Source organism: Nonomuraea rubra (genome assembly GCF_014207985.1).
GTDB lineage: Bacteria > Actinomycetota > Actinomycetes > Streptosporangiales > Streptosporangiaceae > Nonomuraea > Nonomuraea rubra.
This window is the reverse complement of record NZ_JACHMI010000001.1, coordinates 4,887,788-4,909,119: the sequence shown is the minus strand read 5'-3', so window position 1 is coordinate 4,909,119 and position 21,332 is coordinate 4,887,788. Positions and strand designations below refer to the sequence as shown.

Genomic DNA, 21,332 nt, shown 5'->3' with positions numbered 1-21,332 from the left:
GAGTGTTGACGAAGACACGGTATGTGTTCAGTCACGGGCGCACAAGGAGGGAGGCTCCGCGGGCACGCGGAGGGCGATCACGGCGATGTCGTCCAGCCCGCTCGTCGGCAGCCCGCTGACCACCGAGTCGCAGAACCTGTCCACCGGCTCGCCGGCGACCGACTCGGCCAGGCGGCGCAGCCGTTCCAGGCCTTCGTCGAGATGCTCGCCGGGCCGCTCGACCAGACCGTCGGTGTAGAGCAGGAGGGTGCTGCCCGGCGGCAGCGGCTCCGCCTGCGAGACGCGCGGCCCGGCCTGGGGGACGCCGAGCAACGGGCTGACGCCTTCCACGAGGAACCGGGCCCGGCCCTCGGGCGAGACGAGCAGCGGCGGCGGGTGCCCCGCCGAGGCGTACCAGAGCCGGTGACCGCCGTCGTCGCACTCCTCCACCCGCGCGTACACGCAGGTGGCGGTGACGTCGCCCGACAGCGACTCCATCGCGACGTTCAACCGGGTCAGGATCTCGCCGGGCGGTTCGCGGCGGTCCATGGCCAGCGCGCGCAGCATGTTCCGCAGCTGGCTCATCGCGACGGCGGCGCTCAGGTCGTGGCCGGACACGTCCCCGATCACCAGCGCGGGGACGCCGTCGGGCAGGACGAAGGAGTCGTACCAGTCGCCGCCGACCTCCGCCGCGGACGGGCTGGCCCGGTAGCGGGCGACGATCCGCAGATCGGGCAGGCACGGCGGCTCGGCGAGCAGGCTGTACTGCAGGGCGAGCGCGATCTGCTGCGCGCGCTGGAAGCGGATGGCCCTGCTCAGGGCGTCGTGGGCGTGATCGAACATGCGGCTCAGCAAGGTGAAGGCGTCCCGGCCGATCGCCGGGCGGTCGCCGCACGTCACCGCGCAGACCACCGCGGGCACCCCGCCGTCGACCACGACCGGGAGGATCAGGGCGCTGTTGGCGTCGTTCAGCCTCAGCCACGGCAGCGTGCCCTCGGGGGCGGCCTGCGGCGGGGGCGAGCCGGCGGGGAACGTCATCAGCAGGGGCCGCCGGCGCCGTACGGCCTGCACGAAGGCGTTGCCCGCGGGCAGCTGCTCCTCGCTGTAGGGAGGCAGCCGCTTCAGCCCCGGACGCGCGGCGGTGGCCAGCCGCTCGATGACGAACGGGGCGCCGCCGTGCCGCTCGTCGGTCAGATCGGTGACGAGGTAGACGCCGCAGCCGTCGGCCAGCTCCGGCACGATCACGTCGGCCAGCGCGCCGAGCATCTCCTCCAGGCTCCGGAGCTGCGCGGTGGCGTTGGCGGCGCGGTCGAGCAGGCGCTGGCGCCGCTGGTCCTGCCACTGCTGCTCGATGTCGGTGGAGGTGCCCACCCACTCCACCACCTGGCCGTTCTCGGAGATCGGCACCGCGCGGAGCTGGAAGTGGCGGTAGCCGCCGTCGCAGGTGCGCAGCCGGTAGACGTGCTCCCACATCTCGACGGCCTGGCCGACCGCGTGCGACCAGGACATGATCGTGCCGGCGCGGTCGTCGGGGTGGACCGTCCGCAGCCAGCGTTGCCCGCGGTAGTCCGCCCACCGCTGTCCGGTCATCCGCTCCCAGCTCGGGCTCGGCTCGGACACGTACCCGTCCCTGCTGGTCACCCAGAAGATGTCCGCGGTCAGGCGCACCAGGCTCTCGTAGCGCCGCAGGATGCGGCGGCGTTGCTCGGCGACGGCCGTCACGCGGCGCTCGGTGACGGTCTGCTCGGTCACGTCTATCAGCATCACGAGCACGCCGTGCTCGCCGGGGCCGAAGACGACCCGCGACAGGCTGAAGGTGAAGAACCGCTCCGGCGGCGCCGGGTCGCCGGGAAGCGCCCCCACCTGCTGGGCGGTCCTGATGACGGGCTCGCCCGTGGTGTAGACGTGGTCCATGCTGGCGCGGTAGTGCGGCAGCACGAAGGTGGCGAACGCCTCCTCGACGGGCATCCCGCGCCGAGGGCCGCTGACCTGCGACCGGTACACGGCGTTGCTGTAGAGCAGCCGGTGATCCGGCCCCCGCGTCACCGCCATCCCCACCGGCGCCGGGTCCAGCACCTCGAACGAGAGGTTACCGCCCTCGCTGTCTTCGACCTCCATCGTGACCTCCCCCGACGGTCACAACCTCCCTCAGCCCTACCCACGGACGGCGGGCCCCGAACTCGGCGGGCTCCTGGTGGTGAACGGCCAGAGCGGGCCGCCGGTCAGGACGCGCGCCGTACGTCGAGGACCGCCTTCCCGGCGACGCGGCGGGAGAGCAGGGCCTCGGCGGCTTCCCGCGCCCGGTCCCACGGCCCGCGCAGGCCGACCCGCACGTCCAGCTCGCCATCGGCCAGCAGCCCGACGAGGTGGGCGAGGTCGGCGCCGAACGGTGCGGTCACGTTGAAGTTCTCGATCCGGCCGCGCGCCGACCGGGTGCCCGCCAGCTCGAAGTCGATGACCGTGGCCTCGCGGGCGGCCCGTCCGATGGCCATCACCACGCCGTCGTCCTCCAGCCGGTAGAACGCCTGCGCGAGCTGCGGCCCGCCCACGTTGTCCAGCACGCCGTACACCCGGCCTCGCAGGTTCTCCGGACCGATGACGATCTCGGCGGCGCCCAGCTCGGGCAGTCCCGCCGCGCGGGCGGGGCTGCCGGCGGAGGCGATCACGTGCGCTCCCGCGCGGGCGGCGAGCTGCACGGCGAACCGGCCGACGCCTCCGGACGCGCCGGTGACCAGGACCCTGCGGCCGGCCACCGGGCCGAGCCGCCGGACGGCCTGCAGCGCCGTGACCCCGGCGACCGGCAGCGCGGCTGCCTGCCCCAGGTCGACGGTGCCGGGCACGACCGCCAGCTCGGCGGTGTCCACGGCGCGCAGCTCCGCCCAGGCTCCCGACCAGCCGAAGGTGACCACGCGGGTGCCGGCGGCGGGGCCTGAGCCGTCGGCGGCGGGCTGGACGACCACCCCGGCGGCGTCCCAGCCGGGGACGTGTCCCGGCCGGGCGTCCGGGCTCCTGAAGGCGATCTCCCCGAAGTTGAGCGAGAACGCCGACACCTGGACCAGCGCCTGGGAGGGCGCGGGCACCGGGTCGGGCACGGTCTCGAAGGAGAGGTCCGGGGTGAAGGTCAGGGCTCGCATCGTTGCTCCTCCATCAGTGGGTGACGGGGACCACCCTGGCGCGACGCGCGCACGATCCGCTGGGGGTCGGCGCAGGGCCCCCTCCTCCCGGAGGGCCGGGGTTCAGCGCGAGAGCGCCGCGCGGATGGCGGCGGCGATCCGGTCGACGTCGCCGCGCTCCGCGGGCGGCAGGGGCGCGCCGACCGACTCCCTGAGCGCGGCGGCCTCCTCCAGCAGCGCCGCCGCCTCCTCGTAGGCGCCCTCGGCCGCCGCGACCCCGGCCAGCCCCTCCCTGGCCAGGGCGATGGCGCGCGGATCGCCGACCTCGCGGGCCGCGGCCAGCCCCTCCAGGTGCAGGGACCTGGCCGCGGCGGTGTCGCCGCGCTGTTCGGCGATGAAGCCCAGCTCGGCCAGCAGCAGCGTCACCCCGTAGAAGGGCAGGCCGTAGTCGGCCCGCAGGCGGCGGTTCCAGGCCAGCGACTGCTGGAAGAGCCGCTCGGCCGCGTCGAGGTCGCCGGCGCGGCGGGCGACGAGGCCGAGCCCGACGCGGGCGAACTCCTCGGCGAAGCTGCTGGACTGCTCGGCCGCCAGGCGCCTGCCGCGCTCGTGCAGCTCCCTGGATCCGTCCAGGTCCCCGGTCAGCAGGGCGAGCCGGCCGAGGCTGGACAGCCGGTACGACGCGTCGGTCCACAACCTCAGGTCCTCGGCGAGGCGCAGGCCCTCCCTGTGCAGGCGGGCGGCCCGCTCGTAGTCGCCGGTGATCTCGCCGAGGTAGCCGAGCATGTCGGAGGCCTGCAGCCGTCCCCAGCCGTCGCCCAGCTCCTCGAAGATCGTCAGGCTCTCGGTGCCGGACCGCTCGGCGAGGGCGTGGTCGCCCTGGAACATCGCCTGCTTGGCGCGGCTCGCCAGCGCCGCCGCCTCGCCCCACCGGTCGCCGGCGGCGCGGAACCCGGCCAGCGCCTCGGTCAGGAGGCCCCCGGCGGTGGCGGCGTCCCCGAAGCTCAGGTGGGCGAGCGCGAGGAACCAGCGTGACCGGGCGTCGTGGGCGTCCAGCGCCCGCGCCGCGGTACGGCTGCGCCGCAGCAGGTCGGTGCCGTCGCCGGTGAGCATGGCGAACCCGGTCTCCCACGCCGCCGTCCTGGCGCACTCCGCGCCGGGCAGCGACAGCGCCGCCGCGAGGGACGCGCGGCCTTCACGGTGCCTGCCGCGCAGGTACCAGTACCAGGCCAGGGCGCCGGCCAGGCGCAGGGCGAGCGCGGGGTCGGTGGTGTGCTCCAGCGTGGCCCGCAGGTTGGCCGCCTCGCTGTCCAGCCGTTCCAGCCACTGGCGCTGTCCGGGGCCGTGCAGGTGGGGCGCGGCCCGTTCGGCCAGTTCGGTGTAGTAGACGTCGCGGCGCTGGAAGACCGGGTCGGCGCCGTCGAGCCGTTCGAGACAGTAGGCGGCGATCGACTCCAGCAGCCGGTAGCGGATGCCGCCGGCGGACTCGACCATCGACCTGGTCACGAGCTGGTCCAGCAGGCCGGCCACGTCCGCCCCGGGGTCCAGCCCGGGGCCCGCGCACACCGCCTCGGCCGCCTCCAGCGTGCAGCCTCCCGGGTGGACGGCCAGCCTGAGCAGGATCAGCCGCTGCTGCTCGGTGAGCTGCTCCCAGCTCCAGTCGATCACCGCGCGCAGGGTCTGCTGGCGGGCGGGGCGGCCCCGTCCCGAGACGGTCAGCAGGTGGAAGCGGTCGTCCAGCCGGTCGGCCACGCCGCGCACGCCCAGCGTGCGCACCCGGGCGGCGGCGAGCTCCAGCGCCAGCGGCAGCCCGTCCAGCCTCCGGCAGATCGCCGCCACCGAGGGCGCACTGTCCTCGTCGAGCACGAACCCGGGCGCGGCGGCCGCGGCGCGGGCCACGAACAGCTGTACGGAGGCGGCCCGCGCCGGGTCCGATCCGGGCACCGGGAGCGCGAGCGGTGGCACCGCGTACAGGGTCTCCCCCGGGATCGCCAGCGACTCCTGGCTGGTGGCCAGCACGCGCAGGCCGGGGGCGGCTCGCAGGAGCAGGTCCACCAGCTCGGCGACCGGTTCGACGACGTGCTCGCAGTTGTCCAGGACGAGCAGCAGCCGCCGGCCGCGCAGGGCGTCGGCGAGCCGGTGGGGCAGGGCGGCCGGGCGCACGCCGGGGCGCGAGCCCGTCGCCGTGTCGTCGCGTACGTCCAGCTCGGCGGCCACGATCCCGGCCACGGTCGCCGTCTCGCCCGAGGCACCCGCCAGCTCGACCAGGCACACCCCGTCGGGATGGGCGCCGGCGGCGAGGCCGGCGACCGCGAGGGCGAGCCTGGTCTTGCCGACCCCGCCGGGACCGGTCAGCGTGACCAGCCTGCCCGCGCCGAGCAGGGCGCCGACCTCGGCCACGGCCTGCTCGCGGCCGATCAGCTCGGTGAGGGGAGCGGGCAGGTTCGTCCGCGGGCGCGGGGGCGCGAGCGAGGGGTCCTGGCGCAGCATCGCCTGGTGGAGGCCGGCCAGCTCGGGGCCGGGGTCGAGGCCCAGCTCGTCGGCCAGCCGGTGCCGCAGGTCGTCGTACCCGGCCAGGGCCTCCGCCTGCCGTCCGGACCGGTAGAGCGCGCGCAGGTGGGCGGCGCGCAGGCGTTCGCGCAGGGGGTGCGCGGCCACCAGCTCGCCCAGCTCGTCGGCCATCAGGCTGTGCTCGCCCAGCTCCAGCCGCACCTCCGCCTGCTCCTCCAGCGCGGTCAGGCGCTGCTCCTCCAGCCGGGTGGCCGCGAGGCGGGCGAACTCCTCGTCGGCGAAGTCGGCGTAGGCCGGGCCGCGCCACAGCGCCAGGGCGTCCGACAGCAGCCCGGCCCTCGCCCGCGGATCGGTGGCGGCGCGGGCCTGGGCGAGCAGCGCGGCGAAGCGGGCGGCGTCCACGTCGGCGGCACGCAGGACGTAGCCCGCCGCCTGGAAGGCCACCAGCTCGCGGCCTCCCGGCTCCGCCTGCTCCAGGGCGCGGCGCAGCTGGGACACCTTGGTCTGCAGCGTGTTGACGGGGTTGCCGGGTGGTTCGTCCCCCCACAGGTCCTCGGCCAGGCGGTCGGCAGGCACCGGACGGCCCTCGTGGGCCAGCAGGTCGGCCAGCAGCGCGCGGACCTTCACCTCGGGGACCCGCACGAGCCTCCCGTCGTCGGTCCACACGGAAAGAGGGCCAAGTACACCGAATCGCACCAGGTCACCGTACCCGCAGCGAACCCCCAGCGGATCATGCGCGCCCCCGTCCACAGTGAGTCGCGAAGCAGTCGGCACGACGAACGAGGAGCACCACCATGACCGTGAACCGCGAGATCCACCTGGCCGCCCGTCCCGCCGGGGAGCCGGGCGCGGAGAACTTCGCGCTGGTCACCACCGCGCTGCCCGACCTGGCGGAGGGCCAGGTCCTGGTGCGCAACACCTGGATGTCGGTCGACCCCTACATGCGGGAGCGCATGCACGACGCCGAGTCCTACCTGCCGCCGTTCCAGCTCGGCGCGCCGCTGGGCGGCTCGGCGATCGGCGAGGTCGTGGCCTCGCGGGCGGACGGCGTCCCGGTGGGCGCGACCGTCGTGCACTTCCTGGGCTGGCGCGAGTACGCCGTGGTGGACGCCGCGGCCGCGACCGTCGCGGACCTCACCCTGGCTCCCGCCGAGGCGTGGCTGGGCGTGCTGGGCACCACCGGGCTGACCGCCTACGCGGCCCTGACGCACGTGGCGCCCGTACGGGAGGGCGACGTGGTCTTCGTCTCGGCGGCGGCCGGAGCGGTGGGCACGATCGCCGGGCAGCTCGCCCGCAAGCTCGGCGCCTCCCGCGTGATCGGCTCCGCGGGCGGGCCGCTGAAGGCGGAGAAGCTCGTGCGGGACTTCGGCTACGACGCCGCGATCGACTACCGTGCCGGATCGCTCGCCGGGCAGCTCGCCGAGGCCGCCCCCGACGGCATCGACGTCTACGTCGACCACGTCGGCGGCGACCACCTGGTGGCGGCCATCGACGCGCTGCGCCACGGCGGCAGGATCGCGATGGTGGGTGCGATCAGCTCCTACAACGCCACCGAGCCGGTCCCCGGCCCGGGCAATCTGTTCGCCCTGGCCGCCAAGGACGCGACCCTGCGCGGCATGCTGGTCAACTCCTACTTCCACCTCTTCCCCGAGTGGATCGGCAAGGCGGCCGGCTGGCTGGCGGACGGGTCGCTGCACACCGAGGTGACCGTGGCCGAGGGCATCGAGCGGGCTCCCGCCGCGTTCCTGGACATGATGCGCGGCGGCAACGTCGGGAAGATGCTGGTCAGGCTCTGATCCCCTTGGCGAGGGAAACTATACCGGTCAGCCGGTATAGTTTCCTCATGCCACGACCCAGCTCGAAGGAACGGCTGCTCGACGCCGCCGCCGAGGTCCTGCTGTCCGAAGGGGCGGAAGCCCTGACCCTGGAAGCGGTGGCCCGGCGGGCAGGCGTGTCGAAGGGCGGCCTGTTCTACCACTTCCCCACCAAGCAGGCCCTGGTCGCCGCCATGGTCGACCGGCTGACCGGAGCCTTCGACCGAGCCCTGGCCGAGACGGGCGGCGAGCCGGGCGACTACCTGCGCGCCTACCTGAACGCGACGATCCCCGAGCACCACACCACGGCCAGGACCCCGGCCGACCGCGCGACCGCCGCCCTGCTGGCCGCCGTGCTGGTGGACCCGGCGGGGCTGGCGCCGCTGCGGGACAGGTACGCCGCCTGGCAGGCCAGGCTGACCGACGACGGCATCGACCCGGCCGTGGCGACGGCCGTACGGCTGGCCGTCGACGGCTGGTGGGCGGCCAGGCTCCTCGGCCTCGGCGAGCCGGACCCGGCGCTGCACGAGCAGACCAGGCGCCACCTGATGGAGGAGATCGACCGTGCTGCCCGTCACTAAGGCGTTGATGCTCTTCACGGACCTGGCGCTGGTGATCTACTTCACCGTCACGGGTCTGGGGCTGATCCCGCCCGAGTGGGCGTTCAACGGCTACTCCGATCCGGTGGTGGCCGACTGGAACTGGTCGTTCCTCTGGATCGACCTGGCGGCCAGCGCGACCGGCCTGGCCAGCCTGTACCTCCTGCGCCGGAGCTCGCCGTCGGGGCCGGGGCTGATGCTGGTCTCGCTCGTGCTGACCATGGCCTCCGGCCTGATGGCGATCGCGTTCTGGACGCTGCGCGGCGACTTCTCGCTGCTCTGGTGGCTGCCGAACCTCTACCTCCTGCTCTTCCCGATCCCCGCGATCGTCTGCCTCACCCGGTCACGGCCCGGCGTCCCCGCCTCCTAGCGGGGCGGCGGGCCCGCCCATGATTCAGACTGAGGCTGGGCCGGCGTCCACGGTTCACGGCAGGCACGGCTGCGATCGGGATCGGGAGTGGCACATGGCGGAGTTCCGGCTGTTGGGCCCGGTGGAGCTGGTGACGGCCACCGGCCGGGTGGACGTGGGGCCGCCGCAGCGGCGGAGCGTGCTCGCGGCCCTGCTGGCCGACGCCGGCCGGCCGGTGCCGGTCGAGACGCTGGTCGATCGGGTGTGGGGCGAGCAGCCACCGGACGGCGCGCGAAGAGCGCTGCACTCCCACGTCGCGCGGATCCGGCGGATGCTCGAACGGGCCGGCGACGGGCACGAGGCCGCCCGGCTGGTCCGCCGGTCGGGCGGATACGTGCTGGAGGCCGATCCGGAACGAGTCGATCTGCACCTGTTCCGGAGGCTCGTCGAGCAGGCCCGGGGCTCGGACACCGGACGGTTGCGCCTGCTGCGGGACGCGCTCGCCCTGTGGCGCGGGGAACCCCTGGCCGGGATCCCCGGAGCATGGGCGGCACGCGTGCGGGAGAGCCTGCGGCGGCAGCACCTGGACGCGGTCGTCGCCTGGGCGGACGCCGAGCTGCAGGCCGGCGACCCCGGCACCGCGACCGGCCGGCTCCGCGACCTGCTGGCCGAGTACCCGCTGGTGGAGCCGCTCGCCGCGGCGCTCATGCGCGCGCTCCACGCGGCGGGAAGCGGTGCCGAGGCCCTGGCCTGCTACGCCGCCATCCGCATGCGCCTGTCCGACGAGCTCGGCACGGAGCCCGGGGCCGAGCTGCGGCAACTGCACGAGGCGATCCTGCGCGACGAGCCGCGCCGGCCGCCGCCCCGCCGGCCCGGCGCACCGGCGCTCCTGCCCCTGGACGTGCGCGGCTTCACCGGCCGCGACGCCGAACTCGCCCGGCTGGACGCCGTGCTGGCCGAGACGGCCGAGCATCCCACCGCAGTGATCATCTCCGCGCTCTCGGGCACCGCGGGGGTCGGCAAGACGGCCCTGGCCGTACGGTGGGCGCACCGCGTCCGGGACGCGTTCCCCGACGGGCAGTTGTACGTGAACCTGCGCGGTTACGACACCCAGCAGCCGATGACGGCGGGTGAGGCGCTGGCGGGGCTGCTGTCCGCCCTCGGCGTGCCCGCGCAGGACCTCCCGCCGCAGCAGGACGACGCGGCCGCCCGATACCGGAGCGAGGTCAGCGGACGGCGCATGCTGATCCTCCTGGACAACGCCTCGTCGGTCGAGCAGGTCCGCCCGCTGCTGCCCGGCTCGCCGTCCTGCGTGGTGATGGTGACCAGCCGGGACTCCCTGGCCGGGCTGGTGGCGCTGCACGGCGCCTGCCGCCTGGACCTGGACCTGCTGTCCGCCGCCGACGCGACCCTGCTCCTGCGTACGCTCATCGGGGCGCGGGCCGACGCCGAGCCGGGCGCCGCCGCGGCGCTCGCCGGGCTGTGCGCGCGGTTGCCGCTGGCGCTGCGGGTGGCCGCCGAGATGGCCACCGCCCGTCCCGCCGCGCCGCTGGCGGACCTGGTCGCCGAGCTCGCCGACGAGCGGCGGCGGCTGGACCTGCTGAACGCCGGAGGGGATCCGCGGGCGGCCGTGCGGGCCGTGTTCTCGTGGTCCTACCAGCGCTTACCCGCCGGCACCGCCAGGGTGTTCCGGCTGCTGGGCCTGCATCCCGGCTCGGACTTCGACGCCGACGGCGCCGCCGCGCTGGCCGGTGTCACGCCCGGTCAGGCCGTACGGGTGCTGGAAGAGCTCGCCGGCGCCCACCTCGTCGAACGGCGCGCCGCCTCCCGGTACGCCTTCCACGACCTGCTGCGCCTCTACGCGAGGGAGCGCGCGCTCCAGGAGGAGCACGAGCACGATCGGCAGGCCGCGGCACACCGCCTGTACGACCACCACCTCCGCACCGCCGACGCCGCCGCCCGGCTGCTCTACCCGGAGAAGCTCCGGCTGCCCCTGCCCGGACCGCCATCGGCCCCGCGGTTCGCCGGCGACACCGCCGCGCTGGCCTGGCTGGAAGCCGAACGCGGCAACCTGCTCGCCGTCGCGCAGCACACCGCCGAACACGGGCCGCGTTCCGTCGCGTGGCGGCTCACCGACATCCTGCGCGGCTACTTCTGGCTGCGCATGTACGCCGCGGACTGGCTGGCCCTCGCCCACGCCGGTCTCGCCGACGCCCGGGCCGACGACGCGCCGGCGGCCCAGGCGGCGGCCGAGCTCAGCCTCGCCGACGCGTACCTGCACCAGACCCGCTTCGAACAGGCCGCCGAGCACTACACCAACGCGGCGGAGCTCTTCCAGCAGGCCGGGTGGCCGGACGGCCAGGCCGCCGCGCTGGGCAACCTCAGCAGCGTGTACTTCGACTCAGGCCGGCTCGGCGAGGCCGCCGCCTGCCTCACCCGGGCGCTCGCGGTGAACCAGCGGACGGGACGGCTCGCCGGGCAGGCCGCCAGCCTGGGCAATCTCGGGCTGGTGCACGAGGCGCTGGGACGGCTGGAGCAGGCGGCCGGGTTCTTCGAGCAGGCCCTGATCCTCGACAGGAAACTCGGCTTCCCCGGGGCCGAGGCCATCGACCTCAACAACCTCGGGGAGGTCTGCCACCTGCTCGGCCGGACAGGCCAGGCTCGGGACCTGCTGTTCCAGGCCCTGGAGATCGAGCGCAAGATCGGCGACCGGGACACCGAGGCCGAGACCCTGCGCCTGCTCGCCGACGTTCACCGTGACACCGGCCGCGACGGCGAGGCACGAGAGTTCGCCCGGTCCGCGCTGGCCCTGGCGCGCGACACCGGGAACCGCCGGTTCGAGGCCGAGGCGCTCAACACCCTCGCCTCCGTCTGCGGGCGGCTCGGCCTGCCTCACGACGCCGCCCGGCACCACGAAGAGGCCCTGCGCATCGCGCGCGAGACCAGGGCCCGCGCCCCCGAGCTGACCGCCCTCCTCGGCCTGGCCGCCGTCCGCCACCCTGATGACGCCCTCCCCGCCGCCGAGGAGGCGCTCGCCCTCGCCCGGCAGGACGGCTACCGGTTGCTCGAAGGCGCGGCCCTCACCGCCCTCGCCGGCCTCCACCACCTCGGGAACCGGGACGACCAGGCCGTCGAGCACGCCCGGCCGGCCTTGGAGATCCACCGGGAGACCGGTCACCGTCTCGGCGAAGCCCGTACTCGCCTCACGCTCGGCCACGCCTGCCGCCGCCTCGGCCGTCCGGACGCCTGCCTTGAGCACTGGCGGCGGGCCCGGACGATCTGCACGGAGATCGGCGCCCCGGAGGCGGGCGAGGTCCGCGCCCTCCTGGGCGACGGTCAGGAACCATGAGCCGGCAGGGAAGCGCCCCAGTGACTCCCCTGCCGGTCGGGGGGCCGGGCCCGGCTCCTTTGGAGCGTTGGACCGCTGAGACCATGGTGGCGACGGCATGCCGGCGCATTGTTGTCGAAAGCTTGCCGCCCTGCTCGCCCCGGCCCACATCGGCGAGCCCGCACCTTGAACGTGCGGGCCGTCGGTCAGGGGGCCGGTTCCGGCTTGAACGTGCAGGCCGTCAGACGGGAGGCCAGTTCCGAAGGGCCGCGTCGGCCACCTGCTGGAGTTCGTCAGGGCCGGCGCCGCCGGTGGCCTGGACGGCGATGCCGTTCGCCACGGTCATGAGGTAGCGGGCGAGCAGCGCCGGATCGACGTCCGCAGGCAGGTCGCCTTCGCTCGCGGCCCGCTGGAACCGGTCGCGCAGCCGGGCGCGGCCCTCCTCGCGCCAGGCGGCCAGGGCGTCGCTGATGGCCCGGGCCGTGTCGCCGGCGACCAGCGAGCCCTGCACGCCCAGGCAGCCGGCGGGGCAGCCGGGCCGGGTGGTCGCCCTGACCGAGCCGTTGAGGAAGGCGGTGGCCACCTGGCGCGCCGTCGGCTCCTCCAGCGCCCGGGCCACGTAGGCCGCCGGGCCTTCGCTGTAACGCTGCAGGGCCTTGCGGAAGAGGTCTTCCTTGTCGCCGAAGGCCGCGTACATGCTCGTCTTCGCGATCCCCATGGCGCGGGTCAGGTCGGTCAGGCTGACGCCCTCGTAACCGTGCTCCCAGAAGAGCAGCATGGCCTGCTCCAGGGCCTCGTCGGCGTCGAACCCCCGCGGCCGGCCCGGCGGCGTCCTCGGCGTCACTTCCACACACCCGATCATACGCCCTTCTGTACCGGGTGGACCGGAAGTGTGCCGCCCTGCCCGCCGGCCGTGAAGAAGCCGGCCGCCGCACGTCGGGCAGGGAGTGCAGCGGAAACAGTCGTGGGCGTGGTCGCATCGAACGACCACGCCCACGACCGCGTTCATCCCAGGGTCAGCTCAGCGGACGCCAGGGGCCGTGCGGGTTGCCCGGCTCCTGGTTGCGGGTCCACCAAGCGGCCTGGTACCGCCGGCCGCGGTGCTCCACCACGTCACCGGCCACGAAGATGCGGGTCGGTGTCCAGACGGCGGTGCCGTCGCCGGTCGTGGCGATCTCCTGCCACGGCCCGTTCGGGTCGCCGGGCTGCTGGCCGCGGGTCCACCACGACGCCCGCCAGACGGCGCCGCGGTAGGTCACCTCGTGGCCCGCGGTGTAGGCGGTCCCGGCGTCCCAGGCGGGCGGCGCCGGCGTGCCGGCCACGGTGAAGGTGCTGACCGCGCTGCGGGTCACGTGTCCCGCGGGGTCGCGCAGCTCGGCGTACCACTCGTAGGAGCCGCCGCTCCCGACGCCGTTCAGCATCACCGAGACCCGCTCGGCGCCGACCGCCTGCCGCACGTCACCGACCTGCTGCCGCGCGCCGGCCGCGACGGTGAGCGACGTGGCGGCCAGGGTCCGCTTCGTGCTGCCGCCGAGGTCGATCTCCAGGGCGAAGTTCTCCGAGTCCGCGCCGTGGAAGCCGGGGATCGCGCCCTCGGGGACCTTGTGGTGCCAGTTCCCGTCGGACGTCGCCTTGCCCAGCAGGGGCGACCAGGTGTTGAAGTAGATCAGGTCGTTCTCGGCGTCGACGCTGATGTGCTTGAGGTACTCCTGCCCGCCGTAGACGCGCGACTGGTAGTCGGTCAGTACGCCGTAGGCGCGGTTGCCGCCCGCGGTGGGCCGCGAGGCGACGCCGGTGCCGGCGATGTGACCGCCGAGCACCAGCTTGACGTTCGGGTACGGATCGATCAGCGCCCTGGTGACGTTGTCGTTCGACCAGCCGTTGACGCCCTGGTTCACCGAGTTGTGGTTGGCGAGGATCACCGCGTGGTCAGGGTGCGCCTCGATGACGCCCTTGGCCCAGGCCAGGCCGGGGTCCGCGGCGTTGTCCGCGGAGAAGTAGCCGACGGTGATCAGCAGCAGCTTCGCCCCGTCGATCTCGGCCGTGTAGTAGTAGTTGTCGATGTTGTCGCTGCCGCCGAACCGCCAGGGGCTGCCTTCGAGACTCCGCTCGAACCGCTCCATCGGGAAGTACTTCGGCAGCATGACCCGGCCGTTGCGCGCGTCCGAGTAGTCGTGGTTGCCCCACGAGATCATGTACGGCAGGTTCGCGTCCTCCAGCGCCCGCGCCGACGGCTCGGCGTTGACCCACTGGTATTCCTGCGACAGGTACTCGCGGTTGACCCAGTCGCCCGACTGCAGCACCAGCTTGGTCTTGCGCTCCGCCGCGACGCCGGCGACGTACTCGAACTGGTGCGTCATCAGGTCGGGCGTGGCCTGGGCGTAGAGCTGGGAGTCCGGCACGTGGTCGAACGCCCAGTCGTACCGGTCGGCGGTGGGCATCGACGCGAGGTCGCCGCCCTCCTGTCCCGGCAGCGCGGTCAGGCCGCGCCAGACCAGCAGGTGCAGCTTCCCGCCTGCCACGACGTTCTCGTTCGCGCGGGCGGTCACGTCGAGCTGGACCGCGGCGCCGGACGCGTCCGAGCCGGAGTCCTTCAGGATCCAGCGGCCGGCCGTGTGGTCGTACACGTGGGCCGAGACGGTGCGGTCGTCGCCCGAGCCCGTCCAGGTCAGGTGGAACTCCTCCTGCGTCGCCTGCTCGCCGGTGAGCGAGATCTCGTAGATCTGGAACGGGTTCTCGTTCGCGCCCTCCGTCGTCGGCAGCAGCTGCCCGGTGACGGTGCCGCTGCCGGGCTTGAGCGCGTCGGGCAGCCGGTCCGGGGTGGTGCCGGTGCGGACCACGACGTTCGAGCCGCTGAGCGGGATGGTCGGGCCCGCGTAGAACCTGGCCTCGACCCGCTCGCGGTCCTCCGTCTGCGGTGTCGCGCTCAGCGTGACTCCCGCGTTCGGCCCGGAGGCCGGCGAGGCGTCGTCGCTCACCTTCGGAGCGCCCGGCGCCACGGTGTCCTTGACCGTGAGCCGCACCTGGACCGGCTCGGCCAGGTCACGCGACCCGCCCTGACCGGGCTTGCCCGGCTTGGCCGGTTTTCCGATGGCGGTGGCCTCCAGAGTGAGCGTCTGCTCACCGATCTCGTTCACGGGCACGCGGACCGTGAACGGCCCGGCGTCGACCTGCTGGGTGAACACCTTCTGGCCGGCCACCTGCGCGGTGAGCTTCGCGCGCCGGCTGACGGTGCCGGTCACCTCGGCCAGGCCCGCCTCCAGCGAGGCGCCCGCGCGCGGGGTGCCGACCACCAGCGTCAGGCGCTCGTCCGCCCGCTCGGCCCGCTCGCCGAAGGTCACGGCGTCGCCGAACAGGTTCGCGTACCGGAAGGCCTCGAACGCGGGGGTGAACGCCACGCCCGCGATCTGCACCTCGTCGACCAGGCCGCGGAACGGCGCCCGGAGGGTGCCGTCACTCGTGTGGTAGTCGCCGATCGTCGTCTGCACGGCCGGATCGGAGAACGTGCTGCGGTACTCGACCATCTGGCTGTGCACCTCGCGGCCGTCGACGAACACCGAGTACGTCATGCCGTCGTAGGTCTGCGTGACCAGGTGCGGCCTGCCGTCGGCCGGGAAGCCGAACCGGTGGCTCAGGTCGACGTTCCCGAACTCGAAGCTGTTGCCCGCCAGGCGCGTGCCGACCTGCTTCTCGCCCGGCCGGATGCCCTGCCAGAACGTGAGCCGGCCGTCACCGGTCGCGCTCTCCTTCGCGACCACGGGCGCCGGCGAGCCCAGCGCGGCCAGGTCCTCCTCGGTGAGCGAGTACACGCCGCTGATCGCGATGCGGTCGTGACCGCCGCCGACGTCGCCCGCGTACTGCAGGCGCGAGCCCTCGAACCTCGCCTGGCCGGTGCCCCGCTCCGAGGCGCCGGTGACCAGGTTCGCGCCCACGACGAGGCCGGACTGCCGGCCGGTGGAGTCGGTGCGGCGCTCGCCGCTCGCGGTGCCGCTGCCGAAGTGCTCGACCAGCGAGTACGCCTCGCCCCACACGGCCGTGGGGTCGTTGCCCGGCGCCCCGCCGCCGAAGTAGGCCCACACCTGCCGCGCCGACCTGGCCGGCAGGCCCGGCACCCGGACCCACACCGTGGAGGTGCCGCCCGGCTGCCAGGTCTCCACCTCGAACGGCAGGGGTGCGCCGTCGGCGGCGAAGAACGCCAGCTCCTCCCGGTCGACGCCGGGCGTCGCCGGGATGCGGAGCTGCACGGGCGTGCCCGCGAAGTCCGAGGCCGTGTCGTTGCGGACGGTGACCGCCTGGCGGGAGGTGGCCTCGGGGTCGGCCCAGGCGACGGTCTTGCCGTCCGTGGACACCAGGCCGCCCAGCTCGCGCAGCCGCCGCTCGGCGGCCTCCAGGCGCGCCAGTCCGGTGAGGGCGCCGCGCTGCGCCTCGGTGAGACCGTTGGCGGCCTCGCGCGCCGCGGCCACGGCCTCGGCGTCCTTCAGCGTGACCTCGGCGGGCAGCTTGCCGATCAGCGAGTCGACCGGGGAGATCGCGCGGTCGATGCCGAAGCCCTCGAACAGGCGCGGCACGCCGCGGTCGCGGATGTCGTAGACGTTCACCGTGAGGCGGTCGGCCGTGACGTTCACCGCGGTGAAGTTCTCGCCCGCCTGCTCACCGGTGCGGTCGAACAGCCGCAGGTACGGCTCCAGGTCCACCCCCTGCGGGCTGGTGGCCTGCTTGTAGTGCTTGGCGCCCGCGGTGTTCGGCAGGAAGTAGATGGTGCCCTTGGGGTCCACCGAGTACTCGACGCGCTTGCCGTTGCGGACCTCGGTGATCCTGGTGGTCTCGACGGGCCGGGCGCCCTGGACCCCGGCGGGGTCGGCGGCCAGCACCTTGGACCGGCTCATCACGTGGTCGTGGCCCTGCAGCACCAGGTCGATGTCCAGCTCGTCGATCACCGGGACGAGGGTGCGGCGCATCGCCATGACGTCGCCGTCGTCCAGGTGGTTCGCCGTGGTGTAGGTGCCCTTGTGCATGGCCAGGACGAGCCACCGGGCGCCGGCCTCGCGCGCGGCCCTGGCGTCGGCCTTGAGCCAGTCGAGCTGCTTGCCGGAGATGCCCTCGGCGCCGCCCTCGTTGGTGTTGAGCACCATGAAGTGCGCGCGGTTGTAGGTGTAGGAGTAGTACACGCCGCTGGAGCGGTCCTGGCCCTGCGGGCCCTCCAGCGTGAAGTGGTCGGCGAACGCGTTCGCCGCCGCGTCGTGGTTGCCCGACGCCGGCGCGAGCGTGGTGTTCAGCAGGCTCGGGCGGGCGGAGTCGAGCAGGTCCTTCCAGTCCTGCTCCCGGTCGCCGGCCTCGACGACGTCGCCGTTGTGCATGACGAACTCCGCGTCCGGCACGTGCTTGAGCGCCTTGGCGATGGTCTGCGCCGACAGCTCCGCCTCGGCCAGGTTCTGCGACTGGGTGTCGGTCAGGTCGACGAACGTGAAGTCCTCGTCCCCGCCCTTCGCCGTGACGAACGTGCCGGTGGCGCTCCACACCTGCTGGTCCGCGTTGCCCACGCGGTAGTAGTACGTGGTGCCGGGCCGCAGGTCGCGGGCGACGGCGCGGTAGAACGTCTCCCCGTCCTCGCTCTCCTCGCGCTGCGCCTCGACCGTCACCGTGGCCGAGCCCTCGGGGAACTCGCGGTCCATGCTCAGCACGGCGGCGGCGGTGCCGGTCTCCAGCGTCGAGTACCAGGTGAAGGCGCGCTGCCTGCCCGGGTCGCCGTAGAACGTGGTGGCGATCCGGTTCGGCGCCTCGGCCGAGGAGACGTACTTCGGCACGGGGTGGCCGAGCTCGCCGTCCCAGCTCCACTTCTCGGCGAAGTCCCAGCCGAGTGCGGTGTAGGTGGCCTGGCGGGCGAGCGCGTCGGCCGTGGCGTCGGTGCCGTGCTGGTTCTTGGTGCCGGGGCCGGTGACGGCTTGCCCGCCGATGGTGATCGCGCTGTTCGCGAGGTTGCCCTGCGCGGTCCAGCCGTCGTACCCGGTGTAGCCGACGACGCGGCCGGCGAACCCGTCGATCCTGCCCTGGTAGGCGATCGAGCCGGACAGCGCGACGTTGCCGGTGAACGAGCTGCCGGAGCTCGGGTTGCCGGGGTAGGACACGACGTGCGCGGCGTCGATGCCGCGGGTGCCGCCCGCGCCGCCGTCCGCCGCCACGGTGAGGTTCGCCTCGACGAGGTTGTTGCGGATCGTCACGCCGTTGTTCGCGTACGACACGGCACCGGCCGGCATCTTGTGCGCGGCGATCGTGCCGCGTACCCAGTTGTCGGTGACGGAGCCGCCGCGCAGCTCGGCGACCAGGCCCGCCACCTTCTCCGCGCCGGGGGCCGTGAGGTTGGCGTCGAGCACGGCGTTGCCCGTCAGGGTCGCGTCGGTGGCGACGACGGCGAGGCCGGCCACGAACCCGGCGCGCGTGCCGCCGTCGGCCGTGACGCCCGCCAGGGTGAGGCCGCGGATGGTGCCGCCGTCGAGCTGCCGGACCAGGCCGAGCCGGTCGGCCTCGCCGCCGGCGCTCGCCTGCGGGGCGTAGACCAGGCCGCTGATCCGGTGGCCCGCGCCGTCCAGCACGCCCTCGAAGCGGTTGATGCCGCCGAACGGCGCGCGCCCGGCGAAGTCGAGGTCGGCGGTCAGCACGAAGTGCCTGTCGCCGGTGTACCGCTCGTTGCCGGCGTTGAGCTGGGCGGCCAGCAGCTCCAGGTCCTCGGCGGAGGCGAGCTCGTAGGGCTGCTCCGCGGTGCCGCTGCCGAACAGCGTCGGGGTGTACTGCGGCACGGGGTGGCGCAGCGCGTCGTCCCAGCGCCAGGCGTTGGTGAAGTCCCAGCCCAGGCCCTCGTACGTGGCCCGCTGGGCGAGCTGGCCGGCCGTGGCGTCCGTGCCGTGCTGGTTCCTGGTGCCGGGGCCGGTAACGGTCTGCCCGCCGATGGTGATCGCAGCGTTGGCCAGGTTGTTCTCGGCCGTCCAGCCGTCGTAGCCGGTGTAGCCGATGACGCGGCCGACGAACCCGTCGGCCTTGCCCGTGTAGGCGATCGAGCCGGACAGCGCGACGTTGCCGGCGAAGGCGGAGCCGTTGGGCGAGCCCGGGTAGCCGACGATGAGGCCCGCGTCGATGCCGCGCGTGCCGCCGTCCCCGCCCGGGACGGCGACCGTCAGGTCGGCCGCGGCCAGGTTGTGGCGCACCTGGGAGTTCTGGTTGACGTAGGCGGCGATGCCGGCGGGCATCTTGGCGGCGCGCAGGGAGCCGGTCACGAGGTTGTCCTCGATGGTCCCGTTGTGCAGCTCGGCGACGATGCCGCCCACCTTCTCGGCGCTGCTCGCCGTGAGCTGGGCGCCCTTCACGGAGATGCCGGTCAGGGTGGAGTTGGTGGCCACGACGGCGACGGCGCCGATCCAGCCGCCGGTGCTCGTCCCGGCGTCGGCCCGCACCCCGTCGAGGGTGAGGTTGCGGATCGTGCCGCCTTCCAGCCGGCGTACCAGGCCCAGGCGGTCGGCCTCGCCGCCCGCCGAGGGCTCCCGTACGAGCTGGAGGCCGCTGATGGTGTGGCCGGCGCCTTCGAACGTTCCAGTGAAGGAGTTGATGCCGCCGAACGTGCCGCCGCCGAAGTCGAGGTCGGCGGTTAACCGGTAGGCCGCGCCGCCGTAGCCGCCCGGGTCCCCGTTGATCGCGCTCGCGACGGTGCGCAGGTCGTCGGCCGAGTCGATCTGGTACGGGTCGCGGGGCGTGCCGGCGCCGTCGATCCCGGGCAGCGGATCGGCCGCGTGGGCGGCGGGCACCCCCGCCCCCAGAACGAGTACGGCGCCGAGCGCGGCGGTGACCCGGGCGAGGGCACGGGTGCGTGACAGGGCATGGGATCGCATGCGGCGAGTTCATCGATCATGGTTGAACTCGTCCGGGCCGGACGGCGACGCCACGATGAACATCGCAGTTTCGGCTCGTTCCATACAAGGCTTTTCGGCCGATCGTCGCCCTGAAGGCGGGGGCTGCCGCAGCCGCCCATCAAGGGCTGCGCGCCGGCGGAATCAGGTCCCCGTGACGGCGCTGCGGCGCTCGATCATCAGGACGTCCCGCCAGACGCCGCGGTGGCACCCGACGCGCTCCCGTACCCCGACGGTCCGGAAGCCGAGCGCCCGGTGCAGGGCCAGGCTGGCGGCGTTCTCGCCGAAGACGCCGGACTGGATCGTCCAGACGCCGGCGTCCTCGCCCGCGGCGATGAACGCCTCCAGCAGCGCCCGGCCGACCCCCTGGGCCTGGCAGCCCGGATGGACGTAGATACTGTGCTCGACCACCCCCGCGTACACCCGCCTGGACGACACCGCCGAGGCGGCCACCCAGCCGAGCACCTGGCCGGTGCCCGTGTCGCAGGCCACGTAGCGCAGGTGGGGCAGCCTGGCGGCGGTGAAGCCCGCCCAGCTCGGGGCGACGGTCTCGAAGCTCGCCTGGCCGGTGTCCAGCCCGGCCTGGTAGATGGCCAGCACCTCATCGGCGTCGCCGTCGCGCATCGGCCGGATCTCCACCTCCGGCGGGGCCGCCGGCTTGGCGGCCTGGACGATCGCCGAGTGCACGCCGTCGCCATGGTCCGCGGTCAGCGTGACGCGCACGCCGGTGAAGCCCGCCGCGGCCAGCAGCCCGCGGTACTCGCCCGCCGGGAGCGCGCCGGCCGCGCAGCCGACGCGCCGCTCGGCCGCGGCCCGCCGCTCAGGGTCCTGCTCGCCGTCCACCACCACGTCGCTGACGCCGAACCGGCCTCCCGGCCGCAGCACCCGGAACGCCTCCGCCAGCACCGCGGCCTTGTCGCTCGACAGGTTGATCACGCAGTTGGAGATGACCACGTCCACCGCCCGGTCCGGCAGCGGCACGCGCTCGATCGTGCCGTGCAGGAACTCCACGTTGCGGGCACCCGCCTGCCCGGCGTTGCGCCGGGCCAGTGCCAGCATGTCCGCGCTGGCGTCCAGCCCGTAGACCCTGCCCTCCGGGCCGACGCGGCGGGCCGACAGCAGCACGTCGATGCCGCCGCCCGAGCCGAGATCGAGCACGACCTCGCCGGGCCGCAGCCGGGCGACGGCCACCGGGTTCCCGCAGCCCAGGCTGGCCAGGACCGCTCCCTCGGGCAGCACGCCCAGCTCGTCGTAACCGGCCGGGCCGAAGCCGCCCCGCTCGAACGCGTCCTGCCCGCAGTCGGCGGCGGCCCGGCCGGCGTCCGCGGCGCGGGCGAGGGCGGAGTAGTGGTCGATGATCTCATCGTGCGCCATGGCTCTGCTCCTTCACTCACAGGTGGGCGCCGCCGGCGCGGGGTTGCCCATGACCACGTCGGCGGCGGTCGGGAAGCAGCTCACACAGTTCTCGTTGATCCGGTACAGGCTGGCGGTGCCCTGCTTCTCGACCAGGACGAACCGCACCTCGGCCAGGATCTTCAGGTGGTGCGAGACGGTGGACTGGCCCACCCCGGACACGGCCACGATCTCGCCCACGCTCATCGGCGCCCGGCGCCGCGCCAGCAGGGACACGATCTGGATGCGCGTGGCATCGGCCAGCGCCTTGAACCAGCTCGCGTACTCCTCGGCCTCCGCGCGTGGCAGAGGCCCCTTCTCCTCGTTCATCGTTAATCGACGATAGTCGATAGAG

Annotated in this window: 11 protein-coding genes; 4 read left to right on the top strand and 7 right to left on the bottom strand. The window is 74.2% G+C overall.

Going from position 1 to position 21,332, the window contains the following annotated elements; genetic code table 11:
• Positions 1 to 27 precede the first annotated feature (27 nt).
• From HD593_RS22335 to HD593_RS22325, 3 genes are all read right to left on the bottom strand, one after another.
• Entirely contained in the window at positions 28 to 2,097 is a 2,070-nt protein-coding gene (locus tag HD593_RS22335; protein WP_185104075.1) for a SpoIIE family protein phosphatase, read from the bottom strand.
• A 104-nt stretch (positions 2,098 to 2,201) separates the two neighbouring features.
• A complete protein-coding gene (locus HD593_RS22330; protein WP_185104074.1) occupies positions 2,202 to 3,113 on the bottom strand; it encodes a zinc-binding dehydrogenase in 912 nt (303 codons plus the stop codon).
• A gap of 102 nt (positions 3,114 to 3,215) precedes the next feature.
• Positions 3,216 to 6,266: an AfsR/SARP family transcriptional regulator gene (locus HD593_RS22325; protein ID WP_312903620.1), complete on the bottom strand. Its 3,051-nt coding sequence runs from the start codon at positions 6,264 to 6,266 to the stop codon at positions 3,216 to 3,218.
• Positions 6,267 to 6,394: 128 nt separating this feature from the next.
• On the opposite strand from HD593_RS22325, the gene HD593_RS22320 reads away from it, so the two are divergent.
• The 4 genes from HD593_RS22320 to HD593_RS22305 all read left to right on the top strand — a co-directional run bounded on the left by HD593_RS22320 (position 6,395) and on the right by HD593_RS22305 (position 11,711).
• Positions 6,395 to 7,396 carry an NADP-dependent oxidoreductase gene (locus tag HD593_RS22320; RefSeq protein WP_185104072.1) on the top strand — a complete coding sequence of 334 codons (1,002 nt, stop codon included), beginning with the start codon at positions 6,395 to 6,397 and terminating at the stop codon, positions 7,394 to 7,396.
• 47 nt (positions 7,397 to 7,443) lie between these two features.
• Positions 7,444 to 7,995, top strand: coding sequence for a TetR/AcrR family transcriptional regulator (locus HD593_RS22315; RefSeq protein WP_185104071.1), 552 nt, complete (start codon positions 7,444 to 7,446; stop codon positions 7,993 to 7,995).
• On the top strand, positions 7,979 to 8,383 hold the full coding sequence (locus HD593_RS22310) for a DUF5360 family protein (RefSeq protein ID WP_221524883.1): 405 nt from the start codon (positions 7,979 to 7,981) through the stop codon (positions 8,381 to 8,383). Before HD593_RS22315 ends, HD593_RS22310 begins: the two co-directional genes overlap by 17 nt.
• A 94-nt stretch (positions 8,384 to 8,477) precedes the next feature.
• Positions 8,478 to 11,711 (top strand): AfsR/SARP family transcriptional regulator, encoded by a 3,234-nt coding sequence (locus HD593_RS22305; RefSeq protein WP_185104070.1) that lies wholly within the window; start codon positions 8,478 to 8,480, stop codon positions 11,709 to 11,711.
• Between the two features lie 220 nt (positions 11,712 to 11,931).
• On the opposite strand, the gene HD593_RS22300 is transcribed toward HD593_RS22305, so the two are convergent.
• The 4 genes from HD593_RS22300 to HD593_RS22285 form a co-directional block, all read right to left on the bottom strand.
• The gene (locus tag HD593_RS22300; RefSeq protein WP_312903618.1) at positions 11,932 to 12,540 is read right to left on the bottom strand and encodes a TetR/AcrR family transcriptional regulator; all 609 of its coding nucleotides are present in this window, start codon (positions 12,538 to 12,540) and stop codon (positions 11,932 to 11,934) included.
• 166 nt (positions 12,541 to 12,706) lie between these two features.
• A complete protein-coding gene (locus tag HD593_RS63520) occupies positions 12,707 to 19,567 on the bottom strand; it encodes a DUF2341 domain-containing protein (protein WP_185104068.1) in 6,861 nt (2,286 codons plus the stop codon).
• A gap of 162 nt (positions 19,568 to 19,729) precedes the next feature.
• The gene (locus HD593_RS22290; protein ID WP_185104067.1) at positions 19,730 to 20,959 is read right to left on the bottom strand and encodes a GNAT family N-acetyltransferase; all 1,230 of its coding nucleotides are present in this window, start codon (positions 20,957 to 20,959) and stop codon (positions 19,730 to 19,732) included.
• Between the two features lie 12 nt (positions 20,960 to 20,971).
• The gene (locus HD593_RS22285) at positions 20,972 to 21,307 is read right to left on the bottom strand and encodes an ArsR/SmtB family transcription factor (protein WP_185104066.1); all 336 of its coding nucleotides are present in this window, start codon (positions 21,305 to 21,307) and stop codon (positions 20,972 to 20,974) included.
• Positions 21,308 to 21,332: the final 25 nt, after the last annotated feature.